The organism is Telluria sp. ZT3P26, assembly GCF_059686035.1.
In genome coordinates this window covers 255,293-273,451 of sequence record NZ_JCASII010000005.1, presented here as the reverse complement: position 1 = coordinate 273,451, position 18,159 = coordinate 255,293, and the positions used below count along the sequence as shown (strand labels likewise).

The following is an 18,159-nucleotide window of genomic DNA, read 5'->3' as shown; positions in this document are numbered from 1 at the left end:
TACCCTGACTGTATTCGGTCTCAGCGCAGTGGCCCTGATGGCCCTGATCTACTCCAACGACAGCGTCGCCAAGCGCGTCTCCGAGATGCTGCATCCGGAGCCGGTCGTCGTTGCCGCCATGTCGCCAGCACCGGTCGCCACGGTCGTACCGGCAATGCAGGCCACGGCCCAGACGGTGGCCGTTGAAACCACGCACCTGGGCACGTCGTCCGCCACGCTTGGCAACACCAGGCAGCAGCAGTACGTGACCAAATGGCTGTCGAAGCGTTACCGCGTCGCCAGCGACGCCGCCAATATGCTGGTCTCGACCGCCTACCTGACGGCGCACGACCTGAAACTCGATCCGCTGCTGATCCTGGCGGTGATGGCCATCGAATCGGGCCTGAACCCGTTCGCCGAAAGCGCGATGGGCGCCAAGGGCCTGATGCAGGTGATGGCCAAGGTCCACCATGACAAGTTCGAGAAAGTCGGCGGCCAGCAGGCAGCCCTCAATCCCGTCGCCAACATCCGTGTCGGCGCCTTGATCCTGAAAGACTACGTCAAGCGCACCGGTTCGATCGAAGGCGGCCTGAAGACCTATGTGGGCGCTGCCGACATGGACAGCGACCAGGGCTACGGCGCCAAGGTCATCAACGAGTACCGCCTGCTGAACCAAGTCGCGAAAGGCCAGAACGTGCCGGCAATGAAGCGCAATACGCCGGTACGGACATCGGCGCCAGTCGTCGTCAGCAAGCAGCCTGAGGCAGACAGCGTCAAGACGGAAGCAAAGCCAGTACCTGAAGCGACCACTGCGGCCACCGCACCGGTGGTTGCCTCGGACGCGTTGGCCGGTCTGTAAATCGACCGCGCTTCTTAAAACCACCGCCTCGGCGGTGGTTTTTTTATGTAGGGTGGACGGGTTCCCCGTCCACGCGTTCAACGCACGTCGGCGCATCGCAAACACTGCTTGAACGCGTGGACGGCATAGCCGTCCACCCTACCGGGATGCGTCACAAAAAAAGCCACCGGCTTGCGCACGGTGGCTTTTTACATGGTGCAGGCCAGACGATCAGCGGCGCTGATCGCCCGCCGCTTCGTCCGGACGCAGGCGCTGGGCCAGCTTGTCCAGCACGCCATTGACATACTTGTGGCCGTCGATACCGCCAAACGACTTGGTCAGCTCGACCGCTTCGTTGATCACGACGCGGTACGGCACTTCCGGATGGTTCTTCAGCTCGTACGCGCCCAGCAGCAGCACCGCGTGCTCGATTGGCGACAGCTCGGCGATCGAACGGTCGATCAGCGGGGCGATCGACTCGCGCAGCTCGACCGAGGTGCTGATCGCGCCATTGAGCAGCGCCGAAAAGAAGTCGCTGTCGGCCTTGTCGAAACCATGGGCGCTGCGGATATTGGCCGCGACGATGCGTGCCGGCTCATTGTTCAGCAGCCACTGGTACAGACCCTGCAGCGCGAACTCGCGCGCGCGGTGGCGCGGCGTGCGGTTCTTGCTCGGGTTGGCGTGCATATTCTTGTCAGTCATTGTTCTCTTGCCTTTATTGTTATTCGTCCTCTGGCACCAGCTCGTCCAGCGCCATCAGGAGGTTGGCCATTTCGACGGCGACACGTGCGGCGTCGGCGCCTTTTTCGGCCATGCGCACTTCTGCCTGCGCATCGTTCTCGGTGGTCAGGATTGCGTTGGCGACCGGGATGCCGTAATCGAGGCCGATGCGGGTGATGCCCGCGCCCGATTCGTTCGACACCAGCTCGAAGTGGTAGGTTTCACCGCGGATCACCGCGCCCAGCGCGATCAGCGCGTCGAACTGCTCGGTGACAGCCATGCGCTGCAGCGCCAGCGGCACCTCTAGCGCACCCGGCACGGTCACGTGCAGGATGTCTTCGTCGGCCACGCCCAGGCGCTTCAGTTCAGCCAGGCACGACGACAGCAGGCCGTTGCCCACGGTCTCGTTGAAACGGGCCTGCACGATACCGATGCGCAGGTCTTCGCCCTGCATATTGCTTTCAAAAGTTCCTACCGTCATGACTGACCTCTTGTATTAGTTGGATTGAATGGTTCAGGCGTCGGGACGCGGCACGTAGCCGGTCACTTCCAGGTCGAACCCGGTCATCGACGGCATCTTGCGCGGATTGGCCAGCAGCTGCATCTTGCCCACGCCCAGCGCGCGCAGGATCTGGGCGCCGATGCCGTAGGTGCGCAGGTCCATCGACGCGGCGCGTGCGCCGGCGCGGCTGCCCTTGGCGTCCTGCGGCGCCAGTTGCGCAAACAGTTGCTCGGCCGTTTCGCCGCAATTGAGCAGCACGATCACGCCGGCATCGCTGGCCTTGATCGTGCGCATCGCCGAGGCCATGTCCCACGAGTGGGTGGTGGCGCGGTTTTCCAGCAGGTCGAGGATCGACACCGGCTGGTGCACGCGCACCAGCGCTTCCTTGTCAGGCGACAGCTCGCCGTGCACGAGTGCCAGGTGGGCCGAGCCGCTGGGCGCGTCGCGGAACGCCACCAGCCTGAACTCGCCTGCCTCGGTCGACAGCGCGCGTTCGGCAATGCGCTCGACCAGGCATTCGTTCTGGCTGCGGTAATGGATCAGGTCAGCGATGGTGCCGATCTTGAGGTCGTGTTCTCTGGCGAACTCGATCAGGTCGGGCAGGCGCGCCATCGTGCCGTCTTCCTTGATGATCTCGCAGATCACCGAGGCCGGCGACAGGCCGGCCATCTGCGTCAGGTCGCAACCGGCTTCGGTATGACCGGCACGCATCAGGACGCCGCCCTTCTGGGCGCGCAGCGGGAAGATGTGGCCCGGCTGGACCAGGTCGTCCGGCACGGTGCCCTTGTTGACGGCCACCTGGATGGTGCGCGCGCGGTCGGCCGCCGAGATGCCGGTGGTGACGCCTTCGGCCGCTTCGATCGACACGGTGAAATTGGTGCCGAACGAGGTGCCGTTTTTCGACGTCATCATCGGCAGGGCCAGCTCGTCGCAGCGTTCTTCGGTCAGGGTCAGGCAAACCAGGCCACGGGCGTGGCGGATCATGAAATTGATCGCCTCGGGGGTGACGAAATCGGCTGCAAGCACGAGGTCGCCTTCGTTTTCGCGATCTTCTTCGTCGACCAGGATCACCATGCGGCCAGCGCGCAGTTCGGCGACGATTTCCTCGGTGCTGGAAATGGACATACAGATTCCTTGAAACAGGGGTTTTGCGTAATCCGCTATTTTAAAGGATTTACCGGCGCCCAACGGCATTCCCGATGGCCGGAGGGCCAAATTGCCAGCACGGCGCGCCCCTGTCGTCAACCATGCGTTGCCAATAGACAACCACACGTGACCTCTTGTCGGTTAATTGTTAAGCTAGTTCGTTCGCGTGGCAAGCGCGTGGCATGACTGCAACCAACTGGATTATGATTATTACATTATTGCCGTATTTACCCATTCACAGCGGCAGTCTTTCCGACGGAGTTGCCATGCTGGTTGTCCATCCCGATCATTCCCAGGGCACCAACGCCAGCGGCAGGCCCGACTGATGGCGACCATCCTGATCGTCGATGACCGGCCCAGCAACCGCAGTTATCTGAGTGCCCTGCTCGGCCTGTCCGGGTACCGCATCCTCGAAGCCGAAAACGGCGCCTGCGCGCTGGCCATCACGCGCGCCGAGCTGCCCGACCTGATCATCACCGACATCCTGATGCCGACGATGGACGGCTACGAGTTCGTCCAGCAGCTGCGCGCCGAACCGGCGCTGCAGCACACGCGCGTGATCTTCTTCTCGGCCGTCTACTCGGAGCGCGAGACGCTGGCAATGGCGGCCCGCTGCGGCGTGACCACGGTGCTGGGCAAGCCGGCCGACCCGCACCGGATCCTCGAAGCCGTCGATGCCGAACTGGGCGTGGCCGGCGGCGCGCCGGCGCCCTCTCCCAGCGCGCAAGAGCGCGAGCGCGCGCTGCCATTCGACCTGGGCGCGCGCCTGGGCGAACTCGAACGCATGTGCATGATGCTCGTCGGCGAACGCCGGGTCGAGGCGCTGGCCGCAGCGTTCGTCGACGCGGTGCGGCGCGTGCTCGGTGCCGACTGTGTCGCGCTGTGCCTGCTGGGCAGCTCGGAGCGCAGCGTGCGCCATCTGAGCACGCATGGCGTCGATGCCGCGCTGCTGCTGCCAACGGCGCTCGATGAACACGACCTGCCCGGCGTGCTGCTGCGCGCCCGCGCACCCTTGCGCCTGGAATCCGACGATGCGCTGCTGGCCACGCTGCCTGCCGGCCATCCGCGCGTCGCGCACCTGCTCGGCCTGCAGGTGCACGACCTGCAGCATCCGCTTGGCTGGCTGTATTGCACACGCGCCGACGGCGCCGCGCCCTTCACCGACGAAGAAGAGCGCTGGGCCACGGCGCTGGCCGCGCAACTGGCAGTCGCCTACGAGAACCTGAACCTGTACGAAGTGGTGCAGCACCACGCGGCGCAGCTGCAGCTCGAGGCCATTGCCCGCGCCGATTCCGACGCCGCCCTGCGCGACAGCGAACACCGGCTGGAACTGGCGCGCCAGGTATTCGACAGCACGCAGGAAGCCATCCTGATGACCGACGCCGATGCCAATATCGTCGCCGCCAATCCGGCCTTCGAAACGATCACCGGCTACCTCGAAGCCGATGTCATGGGCACCAACCCGCGCTTCATGCGCTCGGGCCGGCACGACGCCGCGTTCTACGCCAGCATGTGGAACTGCCTCGAAAAAGACGGCCAGTGGCGCGGCGAAATCTGGAACCGCCGCAAGAACGGCGAAATCTACCCGGCCAGCATGAGCATCAGCGCGGTGCGCGACGATGCCGGCAACCTGACGGCCTATGTGTCGGTGTCGACCGACCTGTCGGCCCTCAAGGCGGCCCACCACCAGCTCGATTTCCTGTCCAACCACGACGTGCTGACGCAGTTGCCGAACCGCTCGCTGTTCAACGACCGCGTGGGCCAGGCCCTGGCCGCGGCGCGCCAGGACGCCAGCCAGGTCGCCGTGCTGCTGTTTAACGTCGACCGGCTCTCGCGCATCAACGACAGTCTCGGTCACGCGGCCGGCGACACCGTGCTGCGCGAAGTCGCGCGCCGCGTCAGCGTACTGGCCGGCCCCACCGACACCGTGGCGCGCCTGTCGGGCGATGAATTCGTGCTGCTCATGACCGACTTCGATGACACCGATGACGTGATCTACTGCGCACAGAAGCTGATCGATGCCGTCGCCGAGCCGCATGGCGTGGGCGGCCACGACCTGGTGGTCACCGGCAGCGTGGGCATCAGCATTTATCCGCGCGATGGCGACGCGCCGGGCGACCTGCTCAAGGCGGCCGATGCGGCGCTCACGCACGTCAAGGAATCGGGGCGCAATGGCTTTCGCTTCTTCAAGGGCGAGATGAATGCCGAGGCGCTGCGCTGGCTGGCGCTCGAGACGCGCCTGCGGCGTGCGATCGAACGCGACGAACTGGCGCTGCACTACCAGCCGCAGGTCTCGCGCGTGGACGGCTCACTGGTCGGCATGGAAGCCCTGCTGCGCTGGCACAGCACCGAGATCGGCCATGTCTCGCCGGCCGACTTCATCCCGCTGGCCGAAGACACGGGCCTGATCCATCCGATCGGCGAATGGGTCGTGCGCCAGGCGTGCTTTCAGAACAAGGCTTGGCAGGATGCGGGCCTGGCGCCGGTGCGCGTGGCGGTCAATGTGTCGGCCCACCAGTTCAAGGCCGGCGCCGTCGTCTCGGTGGTGCGCGCCGCGCTCAATGACAGCGGCCTGGCGCCGCGCTGGCTCGAGGTCGAACTGACCGAAAGCGTGATGCTGGGCGACAGCAGCGCGGCCGAGGCCCAGATGGCCGAACTGCGCGAGCTGGGCGTGTCGCTTTCGCTGGACGACTTCGGCACCGGCTATTCATCGCTGGGCTACCTGTCGCGCTTCCCGCTCGACAAACTCAAGATCGACCAGACCTTCGTGCGCAACATCACCAGCGAGCAGCGCAGCGCGGCGATCGCCCAGGCCACCATCGCGCTGGCCAAGGGCCTGTCCCTGGCCGTGGTGGCCGAAGGCGTCGAGACGATCGGCCAGAGCGATTTTCTCGGTTCGCTCGGTTGCGACGTGATGCAGGGGTACCTGTACGGGCGGCCCATCCCGGCGTCCGGGATGGCCGGCTTGCTGGCACTGGGCTGCGTGAAGCTGTAAGCGCCGTGCTGGCGCCGCATCCTCTGGTGCGGCGTTCGTTAGTGCAGCCTTAAGCCCAGCCGTGCACCGGCGCGCGCCCTGTAAAATGCACCGATCAAGTCACCGGGAACCCCCAATGAGCAACAAATTTGTACGCGGCGCATGGCTGGCCGCGGTGGTGTGCGTTTCCTCGCTGGCGCACAGTGCGCCGCAGGTCAGTACGCCAACGGCAGCCGTCTCGAAAATGGATGCGCTGCAGCTCGATGCCGTGATCCCGGTCGGCCCACAGGTCAAGGTCGGCAAGCTGGCCAACGGCCTGACCTACTACATCCAGCGCAATGCGCGCCCCGAACGCAAGCTCGAACTGCGCCTGGTCGTCAAGGCCGGCTCGATCCTGGAAGACGACGACCAGCGCGGCCTGGCGCACTTCGTCGAGCACATGGCGTTCAATGGCTCCACCCACTTTCGCAAGCACGAGCTGGTGTCGTACCTGCAATCGATCGGCGTGGGCTTCGGCGCCGACCTGAATGCCTACACGTCGTTCGACGAAACCGTGTACATCCTGCCGATTCCGACGGACAAACCGCAAAATGTCACCCAGGCCTTCCAGGTGCTGGAAGACTGGGCTCATGGCGTGAGCTTCGATACCGACGCCATCGACAAGGAGCGCGGCATCATCCTCGAAGAAGCGCGCCTGGGCAAAGGCGCGGCCGACCGCATGGGCAAGCAGATCTACCCGCGCCTGTTCAACGGCTCGCGCTACGCCGAACGCCTGCCGATCGGTCGCGAAGACGTGCTGCGCAATTTCAGGCCCGAGACGCTCAAGCGCTTCTACAAGGACTGGTACCGGCCCGACCTGATGGCAGTCGTCGTGGTTGGCGACATCGATCCGGCGCAGGCCGAGAAGCTGGTCAAGCAGCATTTCACGCGCCTGAAGAATCCGGCGAAGCCGCGCCCGCGCGACTACGCCGCGATTCCCGCGCGCGCCGACACCGAGGCGCTGGTCGTGACCGACCCCGAAGCGGACGGCAATGCAGTGCTGATCCGCTATCCGGTGCAGCCGGTGCGCGACCTGGGCACCGTGCGCGCCTACCGCGAAGAGCTGGTGCAGGGCCTGTTCGCCTCGATGCTCAGCGCGCGCCTGGCCGAAATCTCGCAACTGCCCGATGCGCCGTGGCTGGGCGCCAGCAGCTCGCTGGGCAAGCTGACCCCGCGCTACCGCGCCTACAACGCGTCGGCCGCCATCGGCCCGCGTGGCGCGCAGCCGGCCATCGCGGCGCTGGTCCAGGAAAACGAACGCGCGCGCCAGCACGGCTTTGGCGTGCAGGAAATCGAGCGCGCCAAGAAAAACCTGATGCGCACCTACGAGCAGGCCTGGAACGAGCGCGCCAAGAGCGATTCGGGCACCTACGCCGCCGAATACATCCGCAACTTCCTGCAGGACGAAGCCATTCCCGGCATCGAAACCGAATACCGCTACGTGCAGAACCTGGTGCCCGGCATCACGCAGGCCGAGATGAACGCGTACGCGCGCAGCACGATCCCGAAGGACTCCGGCAAGCTGGTGCTGTACACGGGCGTGGCCCGGCCCGATACGCCCACTGGCCCGCAGCTGCTGGCAGCAGTGGCCGATGCCGCGCGCCAGCCGGTCGCGCCGTATGATGAAAAGCTGCTGGCGGCGCGCCTGATGGAACGGCCGGCGCAACCCGGCACGATCACGCACGAAGAGCACGACAAGGCGCTGGGCCTGACGCGCCTTACCCTGTCGAACGGCGTGAAGGTGATCCTGAAACCCACCGACTTCCTGAATGACCAGGTGGTCCTGAGCGCGGCGCGTCCGGGCGGCCAAAGCCTGTTCCCCGACCAGGACATCCTCAATGCGCGCTTTTCCAACGCGATCGTGGCCAGCATGGGCGTGAAGGATTTCACGCCGCTGGACATGCGCAAGATCCTGGCCGGCAAGGCGGCCGGCGTGACCGTGGGCCTGGGCAGCTACACCGACGTCATCGCGGGCGCGTCGGGCGCGACCGATATCGAGACGATGCTGCAGCTGTTGTGGCTGAAGTTCGCCGGCGTGCGCCGCGACGAAGACCTGTTCCACGCATATATCGACAAGCAGGCCGAAATCGCACGCAACGCCAGCGGCCAGCCGGGCCGGCGCTTCGGCGACGCCGTGGTGTCGGCGCTGTTTGGCAATCACCCGCGCGCCCCGCGCTCGCTCGAGGCCGACGAGTATGCCAAGATCGACCTCGATCGCAGCATTGCCATCTTCCGCCAGCGCTTCTCGAGCGCAAAGGACATGACCTTCATCCTGGTGGGCAGCTTCGACGAAAAGGCGATCCGCCCGCTGTTGACGAGCTATCTGGGCACCCTGCCGACGCCCGCGGTGCCGGTGGCGTTTCGCGACGTGGGCCTGCGCCCGGTCACCGGCGTGGTCAAGCGCGAGGTGCGCAGCGGTACCGAACCGAAAAGCACGATCTCGATCAACTTCACGGGCCCGGCCGAATTTTCCGAAGCCGAGCAGCTGCGCCTGTCGGCACTGATCGAAGTGACCAATCTGCGCATCATCGAGGTGCTGCGCGAGAAGATGGCGATGATCTACGGCGGCGGCGCCAGCGGTGCGCTCAGCAAGATCCCGTATGGGAACTACTCAATCGGCATCAACCTGCCGACCGGCCCCGAGAACGTCGACAAGGTCGTGGCCGCGACGTTTGCCGAGATCAGGCGCCTGCAGGAGAACGGCCCGGACGCCGCCGAGTTGGAGAAAGTCAAATCCGGCTGGATCCAGAACCACCGCCGCTCGCTGCGCGAGAATGGCTACTGGGTGGCGAACCTGCAATCGAGCCTGACCGAAGGCACCGATCCGGCGTCGATCCTGAAGGTCGAGCAGCAGGTGGGCGCGCTGACGGCCCAGGACGTGCAGGCAGCGGCGCGGCGTTACTTCGATACGAAGAACTATGTGCAGGTGGTGCTCAATCCCGAGCTGGCCACCAAGGCCGCGAACGTCGCCAGGGCGCCGGCCACGGGCAGGCAGGACGTGCCGGCAACACCCGGCACCTGAGCCTCGCACGACCGTTCGCGTGGCGCCGGGCATCGTCTATACTGTGCGTGCACGCTGCCGTGGCAGCGGGCATCCGCCCACGTACAGATCAACGCCGGCGCCAGGCATCACCGGCGCTCTACTGGTGAAACACCATGCGCATTTCCGATAACCCGGTTCACCTGGCCGGCAAGCCCCTCACCCACGCGTGCCATGCCTGCGCCTTTTTTCATACGGACGAAGAAAAGTACCGCGTGCTGCTGCCGTTCATCCTGGAAGGCGTCGAACGCGGCGATCTGGCTGCCCACATCGTCAACCCGGCGCAGCGCGACATGCACCTTGCCCGGCTGGCGCAGGCGGGCGTGGACCTTGACGCCGCCCAGGTGCAAGGCCAGCTTGCCGTGCACACCTGGGACGAGACCTATCTGCAGGATGGCAGGTTCGACCAGCAGCGCATGATCGCCACGCTGCTGGCGCTGATCGCGCCGGCTGACGCACCACCCGGCACCGTCTCGCGCAATATCGCCGACATGGCCTGGTCGCCCGGCTCACGTCCCGACGCCCACGACATCGTCGAATACGAGGCGCGCCTGAACCAGATACTCCCTGAGCACCACAACCCGATCGTCTGCACCTACGACCTGACGCATTTCAGCGCCGATGTCGTGATCGACATCCTGCGCACCCACCCGATGGTGATCATCGGCGGCATCCTGCAGGAGAATCCGTTCTTCGTGCCTCCGGCCGAGATGCTCGAGGAGCTCGCAGCGCGTCGCCTGGCAGGCGCAGCGCCGGCCAGCGCTGCGCAATAGGCGGGCGCTGCGGCATGCATTCACCCGACGAGTACCGCGCCGAAATCGACCGCCTGCGCAAGACCACGCGCGACCTGGTGGCCATGACCACCCTGCCAGCCGTCTGGGGCGACCTTCCGCCGGAAGGCGTCATCGACAGCCTGGCTGGCGTCCTTCTCAGCACGCTGAACCTGGACCTGGTCGGTATCCACCTGCCGGGCAAGGGCGAGACCGATGCACTGGAAATCATCCGCGTCCGGCGCGACGCGACTGACAGCCTGCTGCCCGCCGCGCGTGCGGCGCTCGATGCCGCCATGCAGTCGGGCGAACTGCAAAACGACGACGCGCCGCTGCAGTTCGGCACCGCCCGCTTCGGCATCGGCAGCGATCCCGGCGTCGTGGTCATCGGCGCGCGGCGCGCCGGCTTTCCGTCCGAGCACGAGCGCCTGCTGCTGGGCGTGGCCGCCAACCAGGCCGCCGCGATCCTGCAGCGGCGCCTGGCCGAACGGGCGCTGGCGCGCAGCGAGTCGCGCTTCCAGGACCTGGCCGATGCCGCGCCGGCCATGCTGTGGGTGACCGAGCCCGATGGCAGACTCTCGTTCCTGTCGCGCGCCTGGCACGAATTCACGGCCCAGGACAAGGGGACGAGCCTGGCGTTCGGCTGGACGGCGGCAGTGCATCCCGACGAGCGCGACGCGGCGCTGCACACGGTCGTCGATGCCAATGCGCGCCGCGCGCCATTCAGCATGGAGCATCGCCTGCGGCATGCCGTCGACGGCTACCGCTGGGTGATCGCGACCGGGCAGCCGCGCTTTGCGGCGAACGGCGACTTCCTGGGTTTTGTCGGCAATGTGCTCGACATCAGCGACCGCAAACGAACCGAACAGGCGCTGCACGAAACGCGCGACACGCTCGTGACGATGTTCGACGCCCTGCCGGTGGGCGTGGCCGTGGCCGGCCAGGACGGCAAGCTGCTGCTGTCAAACCAGGCAATGCACCGCTACCTGCCCACCGGCGTGCTGCCGTCGCTGGACGAGGAGCGTTATATGCGCTGGACCGCGTTCCATGATGATGGCCGGCTTGTGGAGCGCCGTGATTTCGCCGGCGCGCGCGCGGCGCGCGGCGAACGCGTCGTGCCCGGCATCGAAGCGCGCTACCTGGGCGACGATGGCGTCGAGATCTGGACCCAGGTGGCCGCCGTACCGCTCAAGGGGCGAGACAACGTCACCCGCGGCCACGTGGCCATCGTCACCGACATCGACGCCTTCAAACGCACGGAGGCGGCCCTGCGCCTGGCCGAGTCCCGGCAGCGCGAGCTGTTCGACGAAGTGGCCAGGGCCAACCGCAACCTGAGCGAATTTCTGGCCGTGCTGGCGCACGAACTGCGCAATCCCCTGGCGCCGCTATTGACGGGCCTGGAGCTGATGCGTATCGGGCCCGCTGACGCCGGCGCCATTGCCAACGTCCGGAGCATGATGGAGCGCCAGGTCCGGCAACTCGCGCACCTGATCGACGACCTGCTCGACATCGCACGCGTCACCAATGGCAAGGTGGAGATCCGCAAAACCCGCGTCGACCTCAATGCGATCGTGGCCGACGCGGTCGAGACCAGCCTGCCGCTGATCGAACAGAAGCAGCACGCATTCGATCTGCAGCTCAATGCTGCCCCGCTGCCGGTGCTGGCCGACGCCACCCGCATCGCGCAGGTGGTCGGCAACCTGCTGACCAATGCAGCCAAGTACACGCCACCGGGCGGCGCGATGTCGCTGCGCGTGACGCAGGATGGGGCCGACGCCGTCATTACCGTGACCGACAACGGCGTCGGCATTCCGGCCGCGTCGCTGGAATCGGTGTTCGAGATGTTCAGCCAGGTAGGCAGCAACCGCAAGCACGCGCAGGGCGGCCTGGGCATCGGCCTGTCGCTGGTACGCCAGCTGATTGCCCTGCACGACGGCGCCGTCAGCGCGCACAGCGACGGCATCGGCAAGGGCAGCACATTCGTGGTCAGACTCGCGCTCGATCAGGCGGCAGTGGCACCTGCGCCTGGCAACGCGCCAGCAGCGCAGGGCGCGCCGGTCGGGCCGCTGCGCATTCTCGTCACGGACGACAATGTCGATGCGGCAGAGACGCTGTCGATACTGCTCGAGATGGAGGGCCACGACGTCACGCTTGCCCATGACGGCCAGCAGGCGCTGCAGATGGCGGCGCAATGCCTGCCGGACGTGGCGTTTCTGGATATCGGGCTGCCGGACATGTCGGGCCACGAGGTGGCGCGCCGCCTGCGGCAGATCGCCGGGCTCGAGCGCTGCGCGATCGTTGCCGTCTCCGGCTGGGGCGCGCCGGACGACCTGGCGCGCTCAAGCGCCGCCGGCTTCGACGCGCACTTCACGAAGCCGGTGGCATCAAACCGCGTGCTCGATTACCTGGCGGTGGTGGCCGCCAGCATGCGCTCGACGTAGCGCGCAATCAGGTCGATCTCGAGATTGACGCGCGAACCGGCGGCCAGGTGCCGCAGCGTGGTGACTTCGATCGTGTGCGGGATCAGGTTGATCGAGAAGCGGCAGACTTTCTGGCCGCCCTCTTCCAGGTCGTGCACCCGGTTGACCGTCAGCGAGACCCCGTTGACGACGATCGAACCTTTATAGGCCAGGAACTTGCCCAGCTCGTGCGGCGCATCGATGATCAGTTCGCGCGATTCGCCGACCGGCTCGAAGCTGTGCACGACGCCCAGGCCATCGACGTGGCCCGACACCAGGTGCCCGCCCAGACGCTCGGCCAGTGTCAGTGCCTTCTCGAGATTGACTTCACCGGGCGCGTCCAGGCCCACGGTCTTGTTCAGGCTTTCGCGCGAGACATCGACCGTGAAGCCGGTGGCGCTCTTTTCGGTGACGGTCATGCAGGCGCCGTTGATGGCGATCGAGTCGCCCAGGCCCACGTCGGCCAGAGGCAACGGGCCGGCATCGATGGCGAGACGCACGCCGGCGTCCAGGCCGCCGGCCAGCGGCGCGACGGAAGTGATGGTGCCGACAGCGGCGACGATTCCAGTAAACATACGACGTTATTCCTTGTTGGGGGTAGCAGAGGATGATTGGGCAGCTTCGGCAAAGCGGGCCAGGATGCGCAGGTCGTCGCCCACGCGCGTGACGTCGTGGAAGCGCAACTGGCGCCGTTCGGTCAGTTGCGTGAGCGGCGGCAGGTCGAACATGCCCTGCCCCGGGCCGATCAGGCTGGGCGCCAAATAGACCAGCAATTCGTCGACGCAGCCTTCGCGCACGAGCGACGCATTGAGCTTGCTGCCCGCTTCGACATGCACTTCATTGACTTCGCGCCGGCCCAGTTCGCGCATCAGCGCCGGCAGGTCGACCTTGCCATGGGCATTCGGCAGGTACAGCACTTCGTGGCCAGCGGCGCGCAAGGCGGCGGCTTTCTCGTCGCCCGGTTGCCCGGCCGCCGCGACGAGCCAGCACGGCTCGCCCTGCAGGATGTGGGCATCGGGATCGATCTCCAGGCGGCTGTCGACGATCACGCGGCGCGGCTGCATCGGCGTGGCAAGGCCGCGCACGGTGAGCTGCGGGTTGTCGGCCTTGACGGTGCCGAAGCCGGTGACGATCGCGCTGGCGCGCGCGCGCCACGCATGGCCGTCGGCGCGCGCATCGGGGCCCGTGATCCACTGGCTTTCGCCGCCCGCCAGCGCCGTGGCGCCGTCCAGGCTGGCGGCCACTTTCAGGCGCACCCACGGCAAGCCGCGCACCATGCGCGAGAAGAAGCCGATGTTCAGTTCCTGCGCTTCGCGCGCCATGATCCCGGAGCGCACGGCGATGCCCGCCGCTTCCAGCTGCGCCAGGCCGCGCCCGGCGACCAGCGGATTGGGATCGACCATCGCCGCGACCACGCGGCCCAGGCCGGCGGCGATCAGCGCCTCCGAGCACGGCGGCGTGCGGCCATGGTGGCTGCAGGGTTCGAGCGTGACGTAGGCGGTGGCGCCACGCACATCGTTGCCGCGTGCGGCGGCGTCGCGCAGTGCCTGGATTTCGGCGTGCGCCTGGCCGGCAGGCTGCGTGTGGCCGGCGCCGATGACGACGTCATCCTTGACGATGACGCAGCCGATGCGCGGATTGGGCGCCGTGATGAACATGCCGCGCGCCGCCCAGGCCAGCGCCGCGGCCATGCCTTCGGTGTCGTTGAGAATGGGTCGGCTGTCGTGGGTCACGTGGTCTTTCATCGATGCGCGTTGTGGCATGCGCTGGTTTTCGGCTTGCTTCAGGCTTGTTTGCAGGCTCATTTCAGGGCGGTGCGGCGGCGCCGTCGCAGCCGGCGTCACGGGCCGGGTTGCACAGGCGCGGGCGACCAAGCATATTGATTTTAATACGGCGTACCCCGCCGCCGTGGAACAGCGACAGCGTGCCCGGCCGCGCGGCGGCGCTGCTGGTATCGCTGCAACTGCGCCCCGCGCCATTGTAGGCGATGTATTGCGGGGCTGCAGCGCTGGCAAAGGAATAGCTCACCTGCACGCCCTGCGCCAGCGTGGCGCGCACGGCCAGGATCTCGTCGCCAGCCCCCGCCTGGCGATTGTTGTCGCGGTCGACGTAGACGGTCCAGCCGCGCGACCAGTCGATGCCGGCTGTGTCATTGGACGTGAGGATGACCGGCTCGTTGCGGGCAATCGCCTGCGAGCGGGCCAGCTGGACTGCGCTGTACAGGTCGCTGGCAGCCACGCGCAGTTCCTGGCCCTGCACGATCCGGTGCAGGCCGGGGGCCGCCAGCGCCGCCGTGATGGCCACCATGCCCAGCACCACGGCCAGTTCGGCCAGCGACACGCCGCTGCAGCGGGCTCGCGGGGCGGATCGGGGCAGCGACTTCACGACGGGGGTTGTCATGGCCAGCAGCGCGCAGATGCACCGCTGGCGCCCTGCGCCCCGGTGCTGTCCAGCGTCAGCGTGCCGCATTCGGGATCGGCAAAAGCAGCGTTGACGTTGGCCGTGCCCGGCCGCGCGCGCAGCAGGATGCACGCAGCAACTGGCTGGCCCGGACAGGCGTCGCCGTCAAGCTCATACGCGCTGGCGGCGGCGCTGTTGCCAAGCCAGGTGCGAAACTGGCCCGTATCGGCAGCGCTGGCGGCCATCGAGAACGCGCCATACGTGTGATGCTGCGCGCGATATTGTTCCTGGCGCTGCATCAGCTCGAGCAGCGCCAGCTGGGCCTCGACCCGGCGTGCCTTGACGATCTGGCGCGCATACGACGGATACGCAACCGATGTCAGGATGCCGATGATCGCCAGCACGGCCAGCAGTTCAATCAGTGTGAAGCCCTTCTTGCGATCCCGTGTCATGCAGTGTTCTCCTGTGTGCTCTGGTGGCTCAGTCGGCTGCGGCGGCAACCAGTGTCGACCAGTTGCCGACCTCGCGCCAGCCGACGCGCCGGCCGCGCGATCCATCGGGTGGTTTGCGGTAATAGGCCTGCAGCGCGACCTGGGCACCTGGCATGCTGCCGGCGCCGTGCGCGGCAATGCGGTACAGCTGCCCTTCGCCGGAGGCCGGCATCAGTTCGATCAGGTAGCGCGGCAGCGCGAGCGGCAAGCCGCCCTCGCCCGTCGGCAGCGTGGCGCCGGTGAAGGTGCCGAAGCCGATACCCGGCCCGTCATCAGCGGCCAGTCGGGCAAGCTGGCGGTTGGGGTCGGCGTCGTGCGCGCACAGGCCGCTATACGGGCGGGCGCCGAGACAGCCACCGATGAACGCATCCGCGCTGCCACCGACGATCGCATTGGCGCGCGCCGATCCCGGCGCCGCGCCGCCGTCGATATCGTGTTCAGCATCGACCAGGGCGGCTTGGGCCATCTGCATCGCCAGCACGCGATCGCGTTCGTACGCAGCGCCCCGCGTGCCTTGCAGCGCGCCACGCGCTGACGCAATGCCCGTCATCAGCACCGCCAGCATCAGGACGAGCGCAGTGATGAGCGCGATGCCTGCCTGGCGCCGGGGGTTGGGTGAACGTCGATTGCGCATGCCCGGCTCAAGGCGCGGCCACGGACGGCGCGATGGAAGGTGCAGCGCGCGGCCCTGCGGGTGGCGACGCGGGCGGCCCGGCGGGCGGTACAGCGGGCGGCGCCGACGGCAACACAGGCAACGCAATCGGCAACGCAATCACCGCGCCATACACCTTGCGCATGCGCGCATCGCCCTCGCTGTCGAGGTCAGCCGCCGCCAGCCTGGCACCCGGATCGGCGGCAGCCAGCGCCCCGTCGTAGCCCGGCCCGAACAACCAGTGCACCAGGCTCGCACCGCTGCCGGCAGCCTGGCGCGGGCCGTGCAGCAGCAGGCCCACACGCACGCTCGCGACACGCTTCCAGTGACTGCGCGTGCGCAGGTCGGCGTCACGCTCATCCAGCGTCGACCCGGCCAGCACGAGCGCCGCATCCAGCGCCCGGATCGCGCTGGCGTTCACGTACCGGTTGGGCGCGCCATCGCCATCGGTATCGAGCCCGTACAGCACCTGGAAGCTGTCGACATGCCCTGCCACCGCATCGGACGACCAGCTGCCGGCGCCCCGGTATTTGCAGCGCAGTTCGGCGTCGCCCTGCGCATTGCGCGTGACATAGAAAATGCTCCCCCCTTCCTGGTCGCGATGGACCGGAAAGCCGGCGCAGTCGAGCGTGCCGCCATCGCCATCCGGTGGCGCACCGGTGCCGGCAAAGCGCAGCGCCAGCACGTCGCTGCCGTTGACGGCAAGCGGCAGCGGCGCATCGATCCCGGCGCCGGCATAGGTCAGCGAGGCCGCATCCAGCCCGGCAATGGCAGCCGGGACTGCCGGGTCTGGCACTGGGTGCGCCGCCCAGTCGACGTGGCCGGCCAGGCGCACGGCGCGTGCCAGCGCATCCAGTGCATAGCGGCCGGCGTCGTCCATCTCGGCCGCTTCGAGCAGCGTCGCGTGCGCCCGCGTCGCGCCGATCAGCAGCGAGCCAGCCGCCAGCAGCACGGCCAGGCCGAGCACCATCGCCACCATGAACTCGGCGATGGTAAAACCCGGCTGGCGCGCGCGAAGGTGCCGGTCGCGCGTCATCGCGCCACCATCAGCACGAACGCCGGCAGGTCATCGTTGCCGTGCCAGCCGATCTTGATCGCCACCCCCGCCTGCGCCCCGCCGCTGCATGCCCATTGATAGCGGTGGCTGCCGGCATCCCACGGCGCCGCATCGCGGCAGACGGCAATGCGCCCGCCGGGAAAGCGCCCGTGCACGAGCAGGCGCGTCTCATCGAGGTCGAACGCCGCCAGCGCCAGCGGATCGCATGCGGCGCTGCCGAAGCACGCAGCGGCGGCGACGGGCGGGCCGTCGGCGACGGCGTCGTAGTCGAGCGACAGATAGGGATTGCCCGCATCGGGCAGGCTGGCCAGCGGCGCATTGGCGTTCATGCGCGCTGCCAGCGAATTGGCGAGCTGGGCCGCTTCGGCCGTCAAGGCCGCCTGCTGGCGCGTGCGCTCGGCCACCAGGTGCGCCGCGCCGGCGCCGACGACACCGATGGCGAGCACGAACAGCGCCACCAGCACTTCGATGAGCGTGAAACCGCACTGAGACTGGTGACGCATGCGAGCCTCCCGATAACGAACCTTGACGTTATCAGGCCGGCTTCGCGCACCCGTGCGGCGGCGCAAGCGTACGCCGCGCCGTTCGGGGAACCTCGGGAAGGGATTAGTTGTCGAGTTTGTGCTGATGCCCGACTTCGGCCAGCGCTGCCTGGAAGGAATCCAGGTCTTCAAAATTCTTGTAGACGGACGCGAAGCGGATATACGCGATCTTGTCGAGGCCCTTGAGCTCTTGCATCACGAGCTCGCCCACATGGCCGGTATCGACTTCGCGGAGACCGCTGGTGAGCAGCTTTTCTTCAATCGAGGCAACGGCCTTGTCGATGGCTTCGGCTGCCACGGGCCGCTTGCGCAATGCCAGCATCAGGCTGCCGCGCAGCTTCGACGACGCAAACTCGGTGCGGCTGCCGTTTTTCTTGACGATGATCGGCATCGACAGTTCGATGCGCTCATAGGTGGTAAAGCGCTTGTCGCACTTGCCGCAGCGGCGCCGGCGCCGGATAGCGTCCCCTTCCTCCGATACGCGGGTATCGAGGACTTGTGTATCTTCATGCTGACAAAAGGGACATTTCATGGCGCCGGGGCTGCAAGA

Annotated in this window: 17 protein-coding genes; 6 read left to right on the top strand and 11 right to left on the bottom strand. The window is 67.1% G+C overall.

Going from position 1 to position 18,159, the window contains the following annotated elements; genetic code table 11:
* The first annotated feature begins 34 nt into the window (after positions 1 to 34).
* On the top strand, positions 35 to 838 hold the full coding sequence (locus AC56LN_RS17660) for a transglycosylase SLT domain-containing protein (RefSeq protein WP_499573966.1): 804 nt from the start codon (positions 35 to 37) through the stop codon (positions 836 to 838).
* A gap of 210 nt (positions 839 to 1,048) precedes the next feature.
* Here the strand turns inward: AC56LN_RS17660 and nusB are convergent, their stop codons facing one another.
* Genes nusB through ribBA form a run of 3 tightly spaced genes read right to left on the bottom strand, consistent with a single transcriptional unit; the run spans position 1,049 to position 3,164 of the window.
* Positions 1,049 to 1,519 carry a transcription antitermination factor NusB gene (nusB, locus tag AC56LN_RS17655; protein WP_332529834.1) on the bottom strand — a complete coding sequence of 157 codons (471 nt, stop codon included), beginning with the start codon at positions 1,517 to 1,519 and terminating at the stop codon, positions 1,049 to 1,051.
* Positions 1,520 to 1,538: 19 nt separating this feature from the next.
* Positions 1,539 to 2,018 (bottom strand): 6,7-dimethyl-8-ribityllumazine synthase, encoded by a 480-nt coding sequence (gene ribH, locus AC56LN_RS17650; protein WP_183550546.1) that lies wholly within the window; start codon positions 2,016 to 2,018, stop codon positions 1,539 to 1,541.
* A 33-nt stretch (positions 2,019 to 2,051) separates the two neighbouring features.
* Positions 2,052 to 3,164: a bifunctional 3,4-dihydroxy-2-butanone-4-phosphate synthase/GTP cyclohydrolase II gene (gene ribBA / locus AC56LN_RS17645; RefSeq protein ID WP_499573685.1), complete on the bottom strand. Its 1,113-nt coding sequence runs from the start codon at positions 3,162 to 3,164 to the stop codon at positions 2,052 to 2,054.
* 203 nt (positions 3,165 to 3,367) lie between these two features.
* Between ribBA and AC56LN_RS17640 the strand changes: the two genes are divergently transcribed.
* From AC56LN_RS17640 to AC56LN_RS17620, 5 genes are all read left to right on the top strand, one after another.
* The gene (locus AC56LN_RS17640) at positions 3,368 to 3,511 is read left to right on the top strand and encodes a hypothetical protein (protein ID WP_499573683.1); all 144 of its coding nucleotides are present in this window, start codon (positions 3,368 to 3,370) and stop codon (positions 3,509 to 3,511) included.
* Complete coding sequence (locus AC56LN_RS17635) at positions 3,511 to 6,180, top strand: two-component system response regulator (protein ID WP_499573682.1); 2,670 nt, start codon at positions 3,511 to 3,513, stop codon at positions 6,178 to 6,180. Before AC56LN_RS17640 ends, AC56LN_RS17635 begins: the two co-directional genes overlap by 1 nt.
* Positions 6,181 to 6,295: 115 nt before the next feature.
* The gene (locus AC56LN_RS17630) at positions 6,296 to 9,220 is read left to right on the top strand and encodes a M16 family metallopeptidase (protein ID WP_499573680.1); all 2,925 of its coding nucleotides are present in this window, start codon (positions 6,296 to 6,298) and stop codon (positions 9,218 to 9,220) included.
* Between the two features lie 134 nt (positions 9,221 to 9,354).
* The gene (locus tag AC56LN_RS17625) at positions 9,355 to 10,011 is read left to right on the top strand and encodes an MEDS domain-containing protein (RefSeq protein WP_499573678.1); all 657 of its coding nucleotides are present in this window, start codon (positions 9,355 to 9,357) and stop codon (positions 10,009 to 10,011) included.
* A gap of 14 nt (positions 10,012 to 10,025) precedes the next feature.
* Positions 10,026 to 12,449: a hybrid sensor histidine kinase/response regulator gene (locus AC56LN_RS17620; protein ID WP_499573675.1), complete on the top strand. Its 2,424-nt coding sequence runs from the start codon at positions 10,026 to 10,028 to the stop codon at positions 12,447 to 12,449.
* On the opposite strand, the gene AC56LN_RS17615 is transcribed toward AC56LN_RS17620, so the two are convergent.
* From AC56LN_RS17615 to nrdR, 8 genes are all read right to left on the bottom strand, one after another.
* The gene (locus AC56LN_RS17615) at positions 12,410 to 13,042 is read right to left on the bottom strand and encodes a riboflavin synthase (protein WP_183550533.1); all 633 of its coding nucleotides are present in this window, start codon (positions 13,040 to 13,042) and stop codon (positions 12,410 to 12,412) included. The genes AC56LN_RS17620 and AC56LN_RS17615 overlap by 40 nt on opposite strands.
* A gap of 6 nt (positions 13,043 to 13,048) precedes the next feature.
* Positions 13,049 to 14,158 carry a bifunctional diaminohydroxyphosphoribosylaminopyrimidine deaminase/5-amino-6-(5-phosphoribosylamino)uracil reductase RibD gene (gene ribD, locus AC56LN_RS17610; protein ID WP_499573964.1) on the bottom strand — a complete coding sequence of 370 codons (1,110 nt, stop codon included), beginning with the start codon at positions 14,156 to 14,158 and terminating at the stop codon, positions 13,049 to 13,051.
* 115 nt (positions 14,159 to 14,273) lie between these two features.
* Positions 14,274 to 14,867, bottom strand: a complete 594-nt coding sequence (locus tag AC56LN_RS17605; RefSeq protein WP_499573673.1) for a GspH/FimT family pseudopilin — start codon at positions 14,865 to 14,867, stop codon at positions 14,274 to 14,276.
* Positions 14,864 to 15,319, bottom strand: coding sequence for a type IV pilin protein (locus AC56LN_RS17600; RefSeq protein ID WP_499573671.1), 456 nt, complete (start codon positions 15,317 to 15,319; stop codon positions 14,864 to 14,866). Before AC56LN_RS17600 ends, AC56LN_RS17605 begins: the two co-directional genes overlap by 4 nt.
* Positions 15,320 to 15,347: 28 nt before the next feature.
* Positions 15,348 to 15,992, bottom strand: coding sequence for a pilus assembly PilX family protein (locus AC56LN_RS17595; RefSeq protein ID WP_499573669.1), 645 nt, complete (start codon positions 15,990 to 15,992; stop codon positions 15,348 to 15,350).
* Between the two features lie 7 nt (positions 15,993 to 15,999).
* The gene (locus tag AC56LN_RS17590; protein WP_499573666.1) at positions 16,000 to 17,046 is read right to left on the bottom strand and encodes a PilW family protein; all 1,047 of its coding nucleotides are present in this window, start codon (positions 17,044 to 17,046) and stop codon (positions 16,000 to 16,002) included.
* Positions 17,043 to 17,570: a type IV pilus modification protein PilV gene (gene pilV, locus AC56LN_RS17585; protein WP_499573664.1), complete on the bottom strand. Its 528-nt coding sequence runs from the start codon at positions 17,568 to 17,570 to the stop codon at positions 17,043 to 17,045. The genes AC56LN_RS17590 and pilV overlap by 4 nt, the downstream gene beginning before the upstream one ends.
* Positions 17,571 to 17,673: 103 nt before the next feature.
* Positions 17,674 to 18,141: a transcriptional regulator NrdR gene (gene nrdR / locus AC56LN_RS17580; protein ID WP_482898045.1), complete on the bottom strand. Its 468-nt coding sequence runs from the start codon at positions 18,139 to 18,141 to the stop codon at positions 17,674 to 17,676.
* Positions 18,142 to 18,159 lie beyond the last annotated feature (18 nt).